This window comes from Acidimicrobiia bacterium, assembly GCA_029210695.1.
Lineage (GTDB): Bacteria > Actinomycetota > Acidimicrobiia > Spongiisociales > JAHEDJ01 > JAHEDJ01.
In genome coordinates, this window is record JARGFH010000067.1 from 1 (window position 1) to 17556 (window position 17556).

Annotated in this window: 13 protein-coding genes; 5 read left to right on the top strand and 8 right to left on the bottom strand. The window is 64.5% G+C overall.

Annotated elements, in window-relative coordinates; genetic code table 11:
• From P1T08_15935 to P1T08_15955, 5 genes are all read right to left on the bottom strand, one after another.
• A partial coding sequence (locus P1T08_15935; protein MDF1597569.1) for a C69 family dipeptidase occupies positions 1-1244 on the bottom strand: 1244 nt, incomplete at its 3' end.
• Positions 1245-1256: 12 nt separating this feature from the next.
• Entirely contained in the window at positions 1257-2144 is an 888-nt protein-coding gene (locus P1T08_15940; protein ID MDF1597570.1) for a DUF6206 family protein, read from the bottom strand.
• Complete coding sequence (locus P1T08_15945) at positions 2141-3340, bottom strand: aminotransferase class III-fold pyridoxal phosphate-dependent enzyme (GenBank protein MDF1597571.1); 1200 nt, start codon at positions 3338-3340, stop codon at positions 2141-2143. Before P1T08_15945 ends, P1T08_15940 begins: the two co-directional genes overlap by 4 nt.
• An 87-nt stretch (positions 3341-3427) precedes the next feature.
• A complete protein-coding gene (locus P1T08_15950) occupies positions 3428-3838 on the bottom strand; it encodes a hypothetical protein (GenBank protein MDF1597572.1) in 411 nt (136 codons plus the stop codon).
• Between the two features lie 221 nt (positions 3839-4059).
• Positions 4060-5208 carry an MFS transporter gene (locus tag P1T08_15955; protein MDF1597573.1) on the bottom strand — a complete coding sequence of 383 codons (1149 nt, stop codon included), beginning with the start codon at positions 5206-5208 and terminating at the stop codon, positions 4060-4062.
• A 172-nt stretch (positions 5209-5380) separates the two neighbouring features.
• Here P1T08_15955 and P1T08_15960 point away from each other — a divergent pair, with 172 nt between their 5' ends.
• The gene (locus tag P1T08_15960) at positions 5381-6406 is read left to right on the top strand and encodes a metallophosphoesterase (GenBank protein MDF1597574.1); all 1026 of its coding nucleotides are present in this window, start codon (positions 5381-5383) and stop codon (positions 6404-6406) included.
• A 293-nt stretch (positions 6407-6699) separates the two neighbouring features.
• Here P1T08_15960 and P1T08_15965 read toward each other — a convergent pair whose 3' ends face one another.
• Positions 6700-10203, bottom strand: coding sequence for an adenylate/guanylate cyclase domain-containing protein (locus P1T08_15965; protein ID MDF1597575.1), 3504 nt, complete (start codon positions 10201-10203; stop codon positions 6700-6702).
• 268 nt (positions 10204-10471) lie between these two features.
• On the opposite strand from P1T08_15965, the gene P1T08_15970 reads away from it, so the two are divergent.
• Positions 10472-11632: an MFS transporter gene (locus P1T08_15970; GenBank protein ID MDF1597576.1), complete on the top strand. Its 1161-nt coding sequence runs from the start codon at positions 10472-10474 to the stop codon at positions 11630-11632.
• A 25-nt stretch (positions 11633-11657) separates the two neighbouring features.
• Here P1T08_15970 and P1T08_15975 read toward each other — a convergent pair whose 3' ends face one another.
• Entirely contained in the window at positions 11658-12116 is a 459-nt protein-coding gene (locus P1T08_15975) for a nitroreductase family deazaflavin-dependent oxidoreductase (GenBank protein MDF1597577.1), read from the bottom strand.
• Between the two features lie 87 nt (positions 12117-12203).
• A complete protein-coding gene (locus P1T08_15980) occupies positions 12204-12500 on the bottom strand; it encodes a hypothetical protein (GenBank protein ID MDF1597578.1) in 297 nt (98 codons plus the stop codon).
• 5 nt (positions 12501-12505) lie between these two features.
• Here P1T08_15980 and P1T08_15985 point away from each other — a divergent pair, with 5 nt between their 5' ends.
• The 3 genes from P1T08_15985 to P1T08_15995 all read left to right on the top strand — a co-directional run bounded on the left by P1T08_15985 (position 12506) and on the right by P1T08_15995 (position 17254).
• Positions 12506-13057: a VOC family protein gene (locus P1T08_15985; protein ID MDF1597579.1), complete on the top strand. Its 552-nt coding sequence runs from the start codon at positions 12506-12508 to the stop codon at positions 13055-13057.
• Positions 13058-13268: 211 nt separating this feature from the next.
• Complete coding sequence (locus tag P1T08_15990; protein MDF1597580.1) at positions 13269-13913, top strand: class I SAM-dependent methyltransferase; 645 nt, start codon at positions 13269-13271, stop codon at positions 13911-13913.
• A 1010-nt stretch (positions 13914-14923) separates the two neighbouring features.
• Positions 14924-17254 (top strand): M14 family zinc carboxypeptidase, encoded by a 2331-nt coding sequence (locus P1T08_15995; GenBank protein ID MDF1597581.1) that lies wholly within the window; start codon positions 14924-14926, stop codon positions 17252-17254.
• Positions 17255-17556 lie beyond the last annotated feature (302 nt).

A 17556-nucleotide genomic window follows, 5' to 3' on the forward strand; every position in this document is an offset into this window, starting at 1 on the left:
CGGCAGTGCTCACCGGCCAGCAGGCTCAGCCACAAGACTCCCACAACCGCAGAAGCCCCGTAGACCCCCATTAGGCGGTCCCGCTTGGCCCAGTACGCCCTCACCCAGAATGGGCGGACATCGGCGGGCTTCGATGCCTCGAGACCCGACGACCACTTATCGAGCAACTGATCGGCAGTCTCGAATGCGGCCGCACTCGGGGGTGGGTCCTCGATCCAACCTTTCTCGATGCGGTCGCGTTCGGCGAAGTAGGATTGGGGCAGACGCTCGGGATCGGCCAGGACGGCCCTGGCGAAGCGCTCGTGCCGCCACCACACCGAAGTCTCTGTGAACTCGCCGCCGGGGATCGGACCGAGGTCGATCGGACGGTCGACGGCGACCGGCTTGAAGATCCCGACGCAGGGTGAAGAGGTGGCAGTTACCCAGTGCCGGATTGCGCCAGGGGTGAGGTCGGCGACCCATGATGCTGTCGACAGCGAACCGGCGACCACTCCGCCGCCGTGCATGCAGGGCATGTGAAGGGTGCCGTTGATCAGGTTGTAGTGGGGCCAGCGGCCGGTGCCGTGGCTGCGCAGCACCGCCATCAGGTCGGCCACTCCACCGGCCTTCGACGCCAGCCGGGTCGTGAGCCCGATGCGAATGTCACAGCCCGCCACCCTGGTCCGGAGTCGATCGCGATAGGCCCCGGCGAACCCGGGAATGGTGAGCCCGTTGGAGATGGACCGGACTCCTTCGGTGACGGACTCGATCGCCACCAGCTTTCCGGCCGTCTCCAGCACATAGGCCGAACCGGGATCGGCGACGATGAAGCTGTTGTGGTAGGTGAACTTCGGATTCTCGTAGCCGGCGCCGCCGCCCTGGCCGTGGGTCTCGAGCAGGTCCTTGATGGCGGCGACGGCGCCGGCCGCGCTGTCTGCTCGTTCCAGCGCCAGCCGGATCAGGTCCATTCCGGTGAGGCCGCGCTTTGCATACGGCTGATTGGTGAAGACCGCCTCGTTGCCGATAGTCACCCCGTGCTCGTTGGTGCCCATCTCGGCGCCCCACATCCAGAACGGGCGGCTGAGCAGCGTCGCCCAGGTGCGTTCGACCTGCGGAATCGTGATGTGCGTGCAGTCGACGGTTGCTCCCGGCTCATAGGCGCGACGGGGGTGCCATTCGAGGAACTGCGACTCGTTGGGATCACGGTCGGAGTTCTTGGCGAAGAGCACGCCTTCTGGTCGTTTCACGACGATCGTGTCACACAAGACGCACTTCCTTCATCGCTCGATGCCGGTCGGGAGGAGAAACCGGTAAGGGCGCCGTCTGATTGAGCGCTGCCACCAGCGATCTGCTTTGCGGAGGCTCTGCAGGACGGCCCACATGCGCGCATCGCTGCGGTAGTAGCGCGCCACTTCCACTTCGGTGATCGGCGGCTCGACCCGGGCGTTGGCGGCCTCGATGAGTGCGGGGATCCATTCGGTCAGGCGCTCCTTGTGGAAGTTGGCGGCGAGATCCACGAGCACGCTACGGGGCCGGTGGTAGGCGTCGATGATCAGCTTGGGGACGATCAGCCGGAGCGACCCGCGCAGTGCCCACGGCAGCGAAGCGAGGAAGACGCCGGTGTCGAGGCGATCCTTCCCCCGGCCGTCACGGAGGAGCGGGGTGGTGACGTCGAAGTAGGCGACCCGGCCTTGCGGTCCGAGAACCCAGTTGGACAGCTGACCGTCGAACCCGACGGATGAACCGGTCACTGCCAAGATGGCTCCTGCCAGTTGCTCGACGATCGCCAACCCCGTGGCCTGATCGCAATCACGGAGGAACTCGGTGAGGAGCCGTCCCTGGTCGATGAGCGGCTGAAGGCAGTAGGCGGCGACCTCGCTTCCAGAGACCCGCCAGGAATGCAGTTCAGAAGGCACCACCTCGATTCCGCGGGATTCCAGGGTGGTGATGTATTCGAAGAACAGCACGGCATAGGCATCGAAGGAGGCCTGATCGGGGAAAGGAGGGAGCCGTTTGGCGGCGAACGAAGCGCCGGGGAGATCGAGGCGGAGCACCGTGGAGATCTCGCCGTAGCCGAGCACAGCCAGGTTTTCGGCGTCCCTCCCGGCGAAGGCGGCTTCGACTTGCTCCTCGAGGGCGGTCAGGTCGGCAGTCGTGGGCCTCATCCGAACACCGAACGCACGATCCCGATGATCTCGTCGACTTCGTCATCTGTGCAGGTGAGGGGCGGGAGGAACTGCAGCACCGAAGGGTCGTTGTTGGCGTAGAGTGCGAACAGGCCACGATCGAAGAGGAGCTTGGTCGCCATCGGTCCTCCCTCCGGGGTTGGAAACTCGAGGCCCATCATCAGTCCCCGCTGACGCAGCACGAACCCGGGGCCGGCCAGTCCCTCCCGGAACTTCTCCGCCACGGTCACGACCCGGTCGAGGAAGCCCGGCGTTTCGATGATGTCGAGGACGGTCAATGCCGCCCGGCATCCCGGTTCGGCGCCACCGAAGGTCGAGATGTGGATGAACGGCTCTTCGTCGAACAGGCTGTGGATCTGGCGGGTCATCAACGTCGCCGAAATCGGGTATACCCCGCCGGACAGGCCTTTGGCCGTGACGAGGATGTCGGGCAAGATGTCTTCGTGCTGATAGGCCCAGATTCGGCCGGTCCGACCCAGGCCCGCTTGGACTTCGTCCACGATCAGCTTGGCTCCGCGCCCCGAGCAGAGTTCCGCTACCGATCCCAGGTAGCCGGGTGATGGAATCGGCATCCCGAGTGTTGCCGGAATCGGTTCAACGATGACGGCAGCGGTGTCATCGTCGAAGGCGGCTTCCAGGGCAGGCAGGTCGTCGAAGAGGACCTGCCTGAAACCGGGTGGATTGGGCCCGAACGGATCGCGATATTCGGCGTCGCCGGCGGCCATCGCCAGACCGGTGTGACCGTGGTAACCGCCGTCAACCGAGATGATCCCGGTCCGACCGGTGGCGGCCCGGGCGACCTTGATCGCCAGGTCGATCGCCTCCCCGCCGCCCACACCGAAAACGACGCCGGGGAGATGGCCGCCGGTGGTAGCGGCGAGCCGCTCGGCCAGTTCGGCCCGTCCCGGCGCGATCAGGTGGTGGTTGCCGATGTCGCCGTCGCCCAGGGCGGCAGTGACCGCCGCCAGCACGGCGGGGTGCCGGTGACCGAGGTTGAAGACTCCACCGTTGCAGTGACAGTTGATCCACGATCGGTCGTCGAAAGCGTCGAAGAACCGGATCCCGGCGCGGCTGCCCATCACGGCATCGAAACCGAACTGCTGGAATGTGGCGACTTTGCCGGCGTTCACATGCCGCGCATAGGAGTCGAAGAGCTCGGCCCGGGCCTCGTTCATCACCCGCAGCCTATCCGTCGTGCGGCAGTCCCGCACCGGGAACACCGATCGCCTGGGGTCGCTTGAGGTTCAGGGCCCGGTCGGGATCTACGGACGTCGGTTCCATCTGGTTCTCAGCTCAGCGGCGCTGATCGCGACCAGACCGACCGACAGGACGCCGATGAGAACTCTGCCGCGGGTGGGGATAGCGAGATCTCCTAGAAACAGCCAGATGATGAGGGCTGCAGCCGCGGCCAGGTTGATTGCAAGTGCCCCGCCCAGTCCGAGGCCGACCAGGCCGCCCGGCAAACGGTTCGCCTCGATCAGCAGCGCCAGGCCGATCCCCACCAGCACTGCACCGAGTACGGTCGGGTAGAAGCGCTCGTCGCCGGCGGGAATTCCGAGTGTCTCGACCAGCCCGGAGGGGAACACGACCAGGAGCCCTCCGAGGACCAGGTTGATGATCCCATCGATGATGAGCAACGAAGCTCTTTGCCGTCCGCCGGATTCCCAGGTCACGCACTCAATCTAGGCGTGACGCGGTCGACCAGCGTCAACGAGGTTTCTCCGCAATGCTGTGGACCGCCAGCGACCAATGCATTGCTGAGAAGGTTGGAATCCGGGGTCGGCTCCCGGCAACGGCGTCACGCGCGGATACCGGTCGGATGGTGCTCGCCAACCGAATGAGGAGCGCTCGTTCTGTCGAGTGTTGAATCTGAACGGAACACCGGGCCGGTTGTTCAGGCAGCAACGGGCGCAGCCATGAGCTTGCCGGCCGCAGCGACCGCCGCCATCGCCAGCGAGGCAGCAACCAGCACCGGCGGGATGACTCCCAGCCCGAACCAGGCAACCAGCAGTCCGAGGCCTCCGGGAAGCACGGCGGCACCGACGGTGGCGGACGCCAGCTGGTAGCCGATCGCCGTGGAGGCGTACGAGGCACCGAGCCGCCCCGGCGTATCCTGCATCAGAATCGGAAAGACCGGAGACAGCCCCAGTCCCGTGAGCACGATCCCCGCCGCCCCGACTCCGAACGTGGGATCCCACCACACCGCCACGAGCCCGGCGACCACCACTCCCATCGCCAGTCGGAGCATCGCCGCGTGTGACCACCTGTCGCCGGCGACACCAAGCACCATCCGTCCCGCGGTCAAGGCTGCCCAGTAAGCGGTCACCAGGAGACCGGCCGCCCTGTCCGAGTTGCTTCGCGCTTCGGTGAGGAGAGTGAACATCCATTGCCCGGCGCCGACCTCGATCCCGGAGTAAAGGAGAAAGACGATCAATCCGGCTGTGAGCCCGGGTCGAACCTTTCCGGCCCGGGCGGAGGAATCGGGCGGGAGTCGTTCGATGTTCAGTCGGTCCCGGGTTCGCCAGAACGAGATGGTGACGGCGGCTTGACCGACGGCGAGGACGGCGTATCCCCAGCGCCAGGAGGCGTTCATGCCGAGCAGCAGGGTCATCAGCAAAGGCCCGAGGGTGGCGCCGACCCCATAGCCCGCATGAAGGAGTGCCATCACCCGGGTCGTGTGACGAAGCGCCACGTATGCGTTGAGTCCGGCGTCGATCATTGCGCCGGAGACGCCGAGGGCTGCGGCGGCGCCGAGCAGTATCCACCAGCGTGGGGAGGCGCCGTACCCGGCGATAGCGAGGGTCCCGATCGCGCCGGAGGCAGCGAGTGCTCGCCCGAGCCCCATTCGGCGGACGATGGCGCCGGTGAGTAGCGACGAGACGAAGAAGCCGCCGACATACACGGTCAGCGCAACTCCGAGTTCGGGCAGGCTGCGGTCGAGGTCCGCCGCGATCGACGGCCAGGCGACTCCGAGTGCGGCGGGAGGCATTCCGAACACGATGAATCCGGCGAAGGCGGTGGCAAGGAGACGGGCGATAGCCATTTCGACGCGACGCTAGCCGCCCGCCAACGAGGTTTCTCCGCAATGCTGTGGACCACCAGCGACCATTGCATTGCGCAGAAAACGTGCCCCTCATTCTCCGCAATGCTGTGGACCACCAGCGACCATTGCATTGCTGAGAAAGTTGGGATCGGGTCTCGCTAGCGTCAGTGTTATGCGAATGCGTCTTGCGGTCTCAGGTGCCTTTCTGGTCTTGGTGGTCGGCGCGTGCTCGGCAGGGGGCGACGCCGTCGACGGCTCAACTACGACGGTTCAGTCGACCGTGGCGGTCCCGTCACCGAGTGTGAGTTCGGAACCGAACGTGGTTCCGACCTCCTCGACGACCAGTGTGACGTCGGAACCGAACGTGGTCTCGACCTCCTCGACGACGAGTGCCCCGATTCCCGACCCGGACCCGGTGCTGATCGGTGCGGGCGACATTGCCACTTCGGCGCCGGCGGACTCGAAGACCGCCGCCCTCATCGAGGCGTTTCCCGAGGCGACCGTCTTCACGACCGGTGACAACGCCTACCCGGACGGGACGGCCGAGGAGTTCGCCGAGTACTACGACCCGGCCTGGGGGCCTTTCAAGGATCGAACCCGCCCGTCCATCGGGAACCATGACGCCCACACCAAGGGTGCCGGGCCCTACTTCGACTATTTCGGGTTGAACGCCGGCACGCCGGGCGAGGGCTGGTACTCATACGACCTCGAGAACTGGCATGTGATCGTCCTCAACTCGGAATGCGGTAAATCGGGCTTCGCGTCGTGCGACGATCAGAGGGCATGGCTCACCAGCGACCTGTCGGCCAACACCGGGAGTTGCATGCTCGCCTACTGGCACAAGCCGGTGTTCAACAGCGGGCGGCATGAGTCGGAGGAGTCGTTCGCCGACGAATGGGCAATGCTCGACGCGGCGGGCGTCGACCTAGTGATGAACGGCCACGATCACAACTACCAGCGGTATGCACCGCAGGACTCGACCGGTACGGCAACGCCTTCGGGAATGAGGGAGTTCGTCGTAGGCAGCGGTGGGGCGAAGCTGTACGACCAGACAACCAGCCTTCCCAACCTGGAGGAGTTCTACTCAGGGCACGGCGTCTTGAAACTGGACCTCGGTGAAGGCTCCTATGCGTGGACCTTCATCTCGACCGATGGTTCCTACACCGACACCGGCACGGGCTCCTGCCAAGACGGTTAGGACCAGTCCCGATCGGAGCTCGACTGCCTCATGCCGGCCGGGAGAGCGTGGCAATCGATCGGTTCACCCGTCGCCGCGCCATTGTGAGGAGTAGCCGCCGATGGAGGGGTTGCCTACGCCGGATACGTTCTGGCTTTCATAGGGGCCCGCAGCATCAAGGACTAGCGACCCGCCCCCCGTTTCTCGGCAATGCTGTGTATCGCCAGCGACCATTGCATTGCGGAGAAAGTGTGATCCGCGTTCTCGGCAATGCTGTGTATCGCCAGCGACCATTGCATTGCGGAGAAAGTGGATTATCCGGTGGCCCGGGTTTCTGGGAGGCCGGCTGGTAGGCCAGCCTCCCAGATCATCATCAGTCCTTTGCTCCCGGTCTCGACCAGCCAGGCGTGGGCGTCCTGAGCGGCCTGTGCGGCAGCCGGGTGATCCCGGCCCACCAGCATGGCGTAGGTAGCACGAACCAGTGCGAGGTCGAACTCGAGTGCGATCGGGGTGAAGAGCTGGATCAACCGGTCGAACAGCCCGGCAGCCGCAGGTAGGTCGCCGGACAATGCCGCCCTGGTCCCGTCAACGTAGAGCCTCAGCCCATCGGCGAGCTGCCCGCTCAATGTGCTCGCCTCGAGAGCCGATCTCACCAGCTCAACCTGATCGAGCCGTCGGCTCCAGGCGGCCGCCTGGGCGGCCTGATAGAGGCCGGCCGCGGTATTCGTCTGGTCTATCTGCATACCGAGTTCGAAGGCCTCCTCCCATCTGCCTTCCAACCCGTATACCTGGCACTTGAACTGGTCGATGCCGGCGCGAAGCTGCGGATCGGTTTCGCCGTCGAAGAAAGAGAGGGCCGCATGAGCGCGAGCCGCGGCGTCCGGTGAGCCGGTGCGGAGAAGGTCGATGTAAGCGCGATTCGAGCCGAAGGTGGCTTTCCAGAAGTCTGTCAGCTGGTCCTCGTCGTAGAGGTCGAGTCCGGCGATTGCGACGTCGTACTTGCCATCGCCGACTTCGTGGGCTGCCGTATCTGCCGTTGAACGCACCATCCAGCCGAAATCCCCGATCCGTCCGACGAGGTCGTTCACGTTGGCAGCGTACTTCACCGCGTCGCGTGGACTGTCGCTATAGGACACGGCAGCCAGATTGTTATACGAGCGGCCGGCGGTTCGCAGGAACCCCATGTCCTCGGCCACGGCCGCCGCGCCCAGGAAGAGAGCCTTGGCCTCGGTCATGCGGCGGCTCTGTGAGAGAGCGGTTGCCTGGGTGACCAGGCTCTCGAGGGCGATTTCGGCCAGGCCCAGTGCCGCTGCACCCGGCAGGAGGCGCTGCACCGCGTTGATGGCTTCCGGGTCGAACGTGAGCGCCAAGCTGCGGGCAGCCTCAGCGGCTACGCCAATCGCAATCGGATCATCGATGGTCTCGAGGCCGTCATAGAAGGGTTTGATCACCATCAACGCCTCCACGGATCGGTAGTTGCCGTTCAAGAGGGAACTGTGGGTGGTGGCCGCCGTGCGTTCTCCCTCGATATTGCCGGTCCCGGCATAGTGATTCTGCGCAGCTTCGACGTAGGCGATGCCACGTTCGACTTCCGATTGAGCGCCGGCCGATTGGGCCGCCCGGATCCTGAAGTCGGCGATCTCGTCGGCGCTGGTCGAGAGCGTGATGGCCCGGTCGAGGAGACTCATCGCCTGGAGATGGGACCCGAGCGAGGCGGCCCGTGTCGCCGCCTCCGTGAGAGCCCGGAGGGCTTCTGAGGCCAGCTCGTCACGCTCGGAACCTGCAGGGCTGGCGTTGTATGCGCCCATATAATGGCTTGCAACCACACCTGCCAGCTCCGGATCTTCGAACGTTTCGAAGTAGGCGGCGGCCGCCAGATGCTTGTCCCTGCGGTCCTGGCGGGCGAGCCGCTGGTAGGCGATTTCATGGATCAGCGGCTGGACGAATCGATACTGCCCCCGTTCTGGAGAACGCGGGTCTTCTTCGATATCGAGGATCTCGAGCTGGACCAGGCCCCGCAGGTGCATGTCGAGGCCTCCACCGTCTCCTGGTTGCAGTGCGGTGATCCCGGCGAGGCTGAACGCTTGCCCCAGTATTGCGGCGTCCTGCAGGAGGCTACGTTGAGCCGGGTCGAGACGGTCGATGCGCGCTCCGATGACCGCCTGCAGTGACTCGGGGAGGGCAAAGGAGTGGGCCTCTTCGTTGAATACATAGCCTGTCGCCTGTTCTTGTAGTTGGCCGGTCGCAGTCAGCATTCGCACCATCTCTACCGCGTAGAGCGGGAACCCGGCCGAGCGCTCGACGAGCCGGGCGATGACGTCGTCGTCGATACCGGGCAGGTATTCGCCCACCATCCGGCGCATGTCGGAGTCGGTGAGCGGCGCCAACCGCAGGGCCATAGAGCTGCGATGCTGGGACCCCCAGGTGGGGAAGCGGTCGATGAGGTCCGGGCGTGCAAGTGTGATCACGAGGAGTGGCGACCTGGTTGAGCGCTCCACTAGTTCGACGATGAAGTCGATCAGACCGCTGTCTGCCCAGTGAAGATCTTCGAACACCAGAACCGTGGTCCCTCGGGTGGCGATATTCAGGAAGAATGAGCGCAACGCTGAAAAGAGCTCTGCTCGTCCACCGGGCGGCATTTCTGCCAGACCGAGAAGGCCTTCAAGGCGCGGCTCGATCCAGCGGCGGTCTTCCTCGCTGGGAACGAACTCGGCTACGCAAGTGCGAAGACGGGTTCGGGCGCGTGCTGCGTCCTCTCCTTCGATGATCCCGGCCCGGCGGCGCACCATCTCGCCGAGCGCCCAGAACGCTACGCCGTCGCCGTAGGAGGGAGAGCGTCCCTGATGCCAGTAGACGTCATCGGTGAAACCATCGAGGTGGTTCTTGAACTCCTCGGCCAGTCGGGTTTTGCCGATCCCCCCCTCTCCGACGATCGAGACGAGGCGGGCTCGCTGTTCTGACTCGACCGCCGACAGCTGATCCTTGAGGAGGCGCATTTCGCGCTCGCGTCCAACGAACGGAGGGTGGCGCAACTCGCCGTCGGCCTTCCCCCCCACCATGCCGCCGATTCGCAGCGCCTTCCACGCCGCGACGAGGTCCTCTTTCCCTTTCACTTCCCGGTGGCCCATCGCCTCGTACTGGATGGCATGGTCGGTCACCGAGTGGGTGGTTTCTCCCACGAATACCGTGCCGGGGTCGGCGATGGATTGCAGACGGGCGGCGGTATTGACGAGGTCGCCCACCACCATTCCCTCCTTGTTCCCACCCGGACCTACGACCGCCGCGCCTGAGTTCACGCCGGCCCTCAGGGTGAGCTCCTCGTCGTTCAATTCGTAGCTCAGTGAGCCGACCATATCGACGAGTTCGAGGGCGGCCCGTACGGCCCGTTCGGCGTCGTCCTCCCGGGCACCGGTTGCTCCCCACAGTCCCATGACGGCATCGCCGATGAACTTGTCGACCGTTCCGCCAAACCGCTCGATGATCTCTCGGGACCGCTCGAAGTACGAGGTCAGCATGTCGCGTACATCTTCAGAATCGCGTTGCTCGGTGTAGGTGGTGTATCCCACCAGGTCGGCGAATAGCACCGAAACGAATGGCTTTTCGGCGAAAGCCGGTGTCGCTTCCGGTTCCGCCGGTGATGATGAAGACGTCTCACCGGACCGAGCTTCTCCAAGCAGGCGGCCACACCCGCCGCAGAACTTGTCGCCGGGGTCGTTCTCGGTGCCGCAATTTGGACAGGCAGGTGCGAGCGCACTGCCGCACTCCCTACAGAACCTGCGGTCTTCCCGGTTGTCCGCAGCGCATACGGGACAGTTCATCGAGTTCCTCCGAGACGAACCCCACCTTACTCACGGGGCCCGGGCCGGGCAGGAGAAAGGCGTGCTGAGGGCCTGTGCGGTTGCCCGGCAGGCGCGGTCCTCGAGAGACGGCGAATGGCACCTCGATGCCGGCTTCCAGCCCCTCGATCGGTTCTGAGGAGGCGCCTGGTGAGCCAGGTCCTGCAAAGATCCTCGGTTTACCAAGGGGCCGCCAGGAACCTTGGGCCGAGCGGCATGCCGATGCCGGGGTTGCCTCTAGAGTCGCCTGGTGACTGCGGAGACCACAGAGAGCGAGTTCCAGACCGGACGGGTGGCGACGATTGCCGGTGGGCACGCCGTGCACGACACCTTCACCGCGTTCCTCCCGCCGCTGCTGCCCCGTTTCATCGAGACGATGTCGCTGTCGAACGCGGCCGCCGGGGCTCTCTCGTCGTTCCTCCAGATCCCCTCGCTCCTGCAACCGGTCATCGGGCACCTCACCGATCGAACGACGCTGCGATGGGTGGTCGTGCTCGCCCCCGGTGTAACAGCGAGCGCGATGAGCTTGCTGGGGTGGGCGCCCGGCTACGCGGTCCTGGCGCTACTGCTGTTGGTCGCCGGTTTGAGTGTCGCCAGTTTCCATGCAACTGCACCGGTGGCGATCGGGTATCTCTCCGGTAGACGGTTGGGTCGGGGGATGGGATTCTGGATGGTGGGTGGCGAACTCGGGCGGACGCTCGGCCCACTGGTGGTCGTGAGCACCCTGGCGGTCGTGTCACTTCGGTCGATGGCGTTCTTGGCACTGGCGGGTGTTGCCACTTCTTTCGTCCTCCACTTCCGCCTTCGCGATGTGCCTCTGCGCAGTCGCGGCGACGGCGAGCAGGTCCACTGGAAGAACGCGGTGCAGGCGATGCGCGGCGTGATGCTGCTCCTGGCAGCGCTGATGGCGTTGCGCAGCCTGATGATCATGTCGGTCACCATCTTCCTGCCCGTATTCCTCACCGAGGAGGGAGCCAACCTCTGGCTGGCCGGCGCGGCCCTGTCGATCGTGGAAGGGGCCGGCGTGGTCGGAGCCTTGGCCGGCGGATGGATCAGCGATCGAGTTGGGCGACGAGCCGTTCTCGTTTTCGGACATGCGGTCGCGCCGGTCGCCCTGCTCTTGTTCCTCGCCACCGATGGTTGGGTCCGGATTGCGCTTCTGCCGGCGATCGGCCTCACTTTGCTGGCCATCCCCCCGGTGCTCCTGGCTCTCGTGCAGGAGCAATTCCCCGATAGCCGGGCGCTGGCCAACGGGGTGTTCTTGTCTGTGAACTTTGCCATCCGGTCGGTCGCCGCAGTCGTCTACGGTGCAGCAGGCGACGCCTTCGGGCTCTCCACTGCCATGCTCATCGCCGCCTTCGCCATGTTCGGTGGTATGCCGCTGATCTGGCTTTTGCCGAGAGGGAGATAAGTCGACGGCAGCTTCCGTACGCCGCCTATGAGACGGTTTCTGTGTGCTCGCCTCGGGTCAGGCGAATCACCGGCATGACCCGGTTTGTCTTCTTCTCGTAGTCTCCGAAGAACGGCATCGCAGCAACGAGCTTCGACCAGGCGATCGCCCGCTCCTCGCCTTCGAGCGTTTCGGCCGCGGCCGCATAGAAGTCGGCCCTGTCGCGCACCCACACGCGAGGGTCGGCCGCCAGGTTGAGATACCAGGCCGGGTGGTTCGGCGCTCCACCCTTCGACCCGACGATGAGCAAGTCGTCGCCGTCACGAACCGACACCAGCGGAACTCGCCGGATCTGCCCCGACTTCCTACCTCGTACGTAGAGGAGGATCAGCCGGTCGGCGTGGGGGTGATCGACGGTCGCGCCGTCGCTGTCCAGGTATTCGCGTGCCTGGTCGGCGACGTACTCGCTCGGACTGTCTACGGCCTTGGTTTCGATGTCGTGCATTGATTGCTCCTACCTCGCGTCTCACGTATAAGGCCTGAGAGAGCCCATTGATTCCCCTGGAGACACGGTCGGTGCGACCGCAGGAGGTCAGGGGTAGTTAGGGGCAGGGTTCCGGCGACGCCCGAGAGTCATATAGAGAATGGGGCCAAGCGGGAAGATCCACACGTGCCCGCTTCGGACGGTGGAGATGCTCGCCGGGATCACCGACTTCCACAGGAGCTTCGGGCCGCGCACCGCTGCGGTGTCGCGCGTTGCCAAGCTGCGGAAAGCGACGAAGGCCAGCGTCAGGTGGACGACCGCCTGAACGATCGCCAGCACTCTTGCTTTGGTGTCCAGCTCCGCCCATCTGGAACGGAGATCGGCCGGTTCGGTGGAATTTGCCATGCTTCATGTCTACACGTATCGCAGGCGGGGGCGACGGCAACGGGCCGGCCCCTGCGATGCCGAGGGTGGGCGAGCAACGGTCCGGCACGACACGATCCGACCTGACATACTCGGTCGGAACGGAGGTGCGCATGTCGATGGTTGAAGGTATCGGGGGAGTGTTCCTCCAGAGTTTGGATCCGGGGGCCCTCGCTGCCTGGTACCGGGAGCATCTGGCCATGGAGTTCCAAAACGATCCGGATAGTGGCTCGTTCTACGTCGTGTTCCAGACCCGCGATGTACACACATCCGAGATACGAGAGAACCCGGTCTTCGCCATCGAGCCGGCCACCGGCGTGCTCGCCGAGCGCGACGAGCGTGGGTTCACCTTGAATCTCCGGGTCCAGGATCTCGAAGCAACCATGGACCGCCTCACCGCCGCGGGGGTGGACGTCGAAGACCGCATTGTGGTGTGGGAGGGCGGCAAACATGGCTGGATGCGTGACCTCGACGGCAACCGCGTCGAGCTGTATGAGGAGCTTCCGCTGGCTCCCGACTCGCCCTACCGTTCTGGCTGATCGGCACGCCCTTCCCTCCTTCTCGCCGGCCCGGCAGGAATGGGGTCCGAAAAGGGGGTTCAACCTACTGATCGGAAGGTCGGAGTCGTCGTCGCAGATGCGTTGCGGCTGCCGACGGGGTCAGGACCATCACCATGCCGGTTTGAAAACCCCGGCCCCCGCCGCCGAGGACCTCAGGTTGGCGGGTAGGTTTGGGATGAGGAGGCGTGAGATGGATCGGGACCCCTACCGTCGCATTGCCAAGTGGTACGACCGCGTTCTGGAACCAATGAACGCGCCTCTGCGTGCGATTGCCATGAAGATGCTCCCATCCGCAACGGGTATGGCGGTACTCGATGTGGGCTGCGGAACCGGCAGCTTTCTCACCGACTTCGCCGACGCCGGATGCCGGGCCTTCGGGCTCGATGCCTCGCCCGCCATGTTGGAGCAAGCCGGGCGGCGCCTGGAAGGTAGGGCGGATCTGTGCCTCGGCGACGCCACGCGATTGCCTTACGACCGCGGCTCATTCGACCTGATTGTGGCGGCCACGGTCCTGCACGAACTCGACGAGGCGATTCGCATCGCCGTTCTCGACGAGATGACCCGCACCCTCAAACCTGATGGACGGGTGCTGGTGATCGACTTCAGAGCGGGCCGGCTGAAAGCCAAGGGTCTCTTGACAAGATCGTTGTCGCTGGTGGCTGAGGTGGTCGCAGGGCGAACCCATTTCCGCAACTTCCGGTCGTTCATGGCGATCGGGGGGTTGCCCGCCCTGCTCGAGTTTTCGGATCTCACCATCGACCGTGAACGGAAGGTCGCAGGAGGCAACGTGGGGCTCTACTTGCTCCGATCTTCGGACGCCGCCGGCAACCCCTAACGCCTGCCTGAGCGGCCCGGCCGACATGGCGACCCGATCGCCGGGTTCAATCCCGAGAGCCACGAAGCCCGCCGCCAGGCTCAGCACCTCGGCAAACATCTCGGCGACAGAGACGTCGGTGAAGTGGTCTCCGTCGCGGTAGGAAATAGCCGGAGCGCTGGGCGTGTCGCTCGCACGTTGGGCCAGCAACGAGATAACGTTGTGGGCAGGATCGACGGGCCGAGCCGGCCGGGTCGTTTGCGTCCCCATGGTGCACCTTCCCTCGGTGTCTCTCCTCAACAGTACGCGGGAATTGCCTCTGGGTGTCGGGCCGTTGGTCCGCACTGCGTCTGGCACGGGGAACCCTGTTCCACCAAGAGGCGGGCCCCTCTCGAGGAGAGGGGCCCATCAATCTCAGATTCGGGTTCGGCTAGCGGCGTGCGAACCGCCGGATGAGCACGAATCCACCTGCACCGCCTGCGGTAGCAGCTACGAGGGCGGCAACAATCTCCATTCCGTTCACGGCTGATTCCTTCCATTTCGAATACCGAGCCCGAATACCTGTCCGGGAGCGGGAGCACCACCCGGCGCCGCCCGCCTCCGTGCCTGTCGGCACACTCGGTCTTTGTTTTATGCTCGAAATACTAAGAGGAGCTCGAAAATAGTGGAAACCTCGCAGAGGCCGGACACTAATAGGGGTCGATCCCGATACGGTTGGACGGGGCGCACTGCGGCGTCGGGTTCCACAAGCCGCCGGACCCCTGCCCTGCCCAGGTCGACCGGCACCATTTGGGCCGTACGCCTCTGGACGTGATCGGATCGACTGTCGTACCTTGTAGCTTGGCTACGCGGAGTGCCCACCAGGGCGCGGGTGGGCTTCACGAGGGAGCGAGCAACGGATTCGCGCCCATCGAATCATCTATCCCGACCACCACCGTCTGCGTCGGCCGGGAGCTGCGGAGGTCGCCGTCTTCGTTGTCCTTTTCACATCGAGTGGGCGTTCTCCTCAGCCGAGTCTCAAAGGAGACACCATGAAGAGAACCGTGTTGAGATCTCCTCTGCCACTGCTGGTGGCAATCCTGTGCATCGCAGCACTCCTCACCCCCGCCGCGGCTGCCGATCAGGGCAAGTGGTGGGACGTCGTACCCGAGGAAGAGAACCCTTCCCAGCAATACGACTCGATCCTCTATTCAGAGATCGCACCCAAACTGCGGGAGATCGAGGTCAACAGCAACCGGGTGAAAGTGGAGGTGATCGGTCAATCGGCCGGAGGGCGAGACCTGTTTCTGGTCACGTTGTCCGACCCTCAGGCCATGGGTCGCCTGGGACAATATCGGGCCATCAGCCGCACAATGCTCGAAGATCCCGAGAAGGCTCAGGAGATGATCGAGAAGTTCGGCGACTTCAAGGTGCCGGTCTTCATCAACGGCAGCATCCACGGGGGCGAATACCCGGGCGTCGACACGGCCATCCGGCTGATCGAGACCCTGGCCTACGACGACAGCGATGAGGTGCAGGCCATCCTCGACAATGTGATCCTCCTGGTGAATGTCGTGCAGAACCCGGACGGCCGGGTCCAGGGCACTCGCGCCAACGCCAACGGTTTCGACATCAACCGTGACTTCGCCTCGCAGACCCAATCCGAGACGAGAGCAACCGTTGAGGTCTTTACCGAGTGGAACCCCATGGTCGTGCTCGACCTGCATGGATTCGTCAATCCGATGTTGATTGAGCCGTGCACGCCTCCTCACAACCCGAATTACGAATACGACTTGTATATCAAATGGGCGCTGGCGCAGGCGGAGGCCATGGAGGCCGAACTGCTCGCCCAGACCGGCTTCACGGCCCAGATCCCGTATCGTGATGACCCGCTGGGTTGGGATGACTGGCCCCCGTCATACACCCCGATGTATGCGATGTACCACGGTGCATACGGACACACGCTCGAAACCCCCTACCGGGATGAGCGGGGCGTCGACGCTCAGTACGCCGCCGTCTGGGGAGCGCTCGAGTTCATTGCAGCTAATAGAGAAGACATGATCCACGACCAGGTCGAGATCTTCCGTCGGGGCTTCCTCGACCTGCCGCAACAACCCGTTCCTCCCGAGTTGCTGCCGGTATACGACCAATACCTCGATCTGATGCTGGCGGAGTTCCCGGCCGCATACATCATCCCGGCGGACGAGCCCTTCCAACCGAGCGCCCATCAAGCGGTTCGATTGGTCGACTTCCTCCTTTTCAACGGGGTCGAAGTCGAGCAGGCAGTGCGGCCGTTCACGGTCGATGACGTGGGATATCCAGCGGGCACGTACGTCGTCTGGCTCGACCAACCCAAGCGCGGGCTGGCGAACACGATCCTCGAGGACGGCCTCGATCTGTCGAGCATCGCCGGCCTTTACTTCTACTCACCGCCGTCGGTATGGAGCCACCCGTTGTTGTGGGGAGCCCGGCGAGCGGTGATCGACGACGATGTGAACATCAAGACCGTACCGATCGCCGGGGCCAACCCGGCTCGCGGATCGGTTGACGGTAACGCATCGGCGGCGTACCGGTTCGAGCCTTCGAGCATCGCGGCCTTCCAGGCGGTCAATGCGTTACTGGCCCGCGGTGAGGAGCTCTACCTCGCCGACGGATGGTTCGCGTTTGGTCCGGATGTGGCGCTTGCCCGGGAGATCGCCAACGGATATGCCCTGGACGTGGAGGGGCTGAGCGAACTCCCGACGGGTTCCGTGCCCATGGTTGAGCAACGTATCGCCGTCTACGGTGATGAGGGAGTGGCCCACGCGCTCGAGACCCTCGGGTTCGCGTTTGACGAAGTCGGTACCGATGACCTCAACGCAGGTGTGCTGGCCGGCTACGACCTGTTCGTGAATCAGGGTCTTCGCTGGTCATCGCTCAACGCAGCCGGGCGCGCATCGGCGCTCGAGTTCTTCGCGGCAGGCGGAGACTACGTGGCGCTGCCCGATCGGGGTCGAGCCGTCGATTTCGCCAACGACGCCGGCATCGTCGACGTCGACTACGGGTACATCCCGGGCAATGCCATCATCGAAGTGGACTACTCCGCCTCAGACCCGATCGCAGCCGGATTCATGGCGGACGACTACGCCTTTGTATACCGGTCCATCTGGTTCACCGACTACCCGGACATGGAGGTCACGGCGTCGATCGGAGAAGACGAGTTCCTGGTTTCGGGTTTCTGGGAGGATTGGCAGACGAGTGACGCCGCTGAGATGCCGATCGTCATTCACAACGATGGGATCGACCGCGACGTCACGCTGATCGGTGTCGACGCGACGTTCCGGGGCCACCCGGAGAACACCTTCCGGTTGCTGGGCAACGCGATCCTCAACGGCCTGGACTGAAGCACGAGTGAGGGGCAGTACTCCCATCAGGCGTCGACCGGGAGTGCTGCCCCTCCTCGATCACGGTCGGGTCGACGCCGACCATGATCGACGTGCGACTATCTCGCCCGTTGCTCGGTGACATTGGGCGTAGTCGGGAACCATTTCGGCGCGACCGACGTCGTAGCTGTGATCCGGGGTGATTCAACGTCCGGATCGAGTCACGAAGGAAGGTCGAAGAAATGAGGCTCATCGGATTTCAGCGGGGTGTGATGGTGGCGAGTAGATTCCAGTTGGGTTTTCCGGCGTAGAGGAGGGCTCTG

Bases quoted from the DNA above. Each gene is read 5' to 3' on its own strand.
- P1T08_15965 (MDF1597575.1), bottom strand. From the start codon at position 10,203: ATGAACTGTCCCGTATGCGCTGCGGACAACCGGGAAGACCGCAGGTTC.
- P1T08_15960 (MDF1597574.1), top strand. From the start codon at position 5,381: ATGCGAATGCGTCTTGCGGTCTCAGGTGCCTTTCTGGTCTTGGTGGTC.
- P1T08_15955 (MDF1597573.1), bottom strand. From the start codon at position 5,208: ATGGCTATCGCCCGTCTCCTTGCCACCGCCTTCGCCGGATTCATCGTG.
- P1T08_15940 (MDF1597570.1), bottom strand. From the start codon at position 2,144: ATGAGGCCCACGACTGCCGACCTGACCGCCCTCGAGGAGCAAGTCGAA.
- P1T08_15985 (MDF1597579.1), top strand. From the start codon at position 12,506: ATGTCTACACGTATCGCAGGCGGGGGCGACGGCAACGGGCCGGCCCCT.
- P1T08_15975 (MDF1597577.1), bottom strand. From the start codon at position 12,116: ATGCACGACATCGAAACCAAGGCCGTAGACAGTCCGAGCGAGTACGTC.
- P1T08_15990 (MDF1597580.1), top strand. From the start codon at position 13,269: ATGGATCGGGACCCCTACCGTCGCATTGCCAAGTGGTACGACCGCGTT.
- P1T08_15995 (MDF1597581.1), top strand. From the start codon at position 14,924: ATGAAGAGAACCGTGTTGAGATCTCCTCTGCCACTGCTGGTGGCAATC.
- P1T08_15945 (MDF1597571.1), bottom strand. From the start codon at position 3,340: ATGAACGAGGCCCGGGCCGAGCTCTTCGACTCCTATGCGCGGCATGTG.
- P1T08_15980 (MDF1597578.1), bottom strand. From the start codon at position 12,500: ATGGCAAATTCCACCGAACCGGCCGATCTCCGTTCCAGATGGGCGGAG.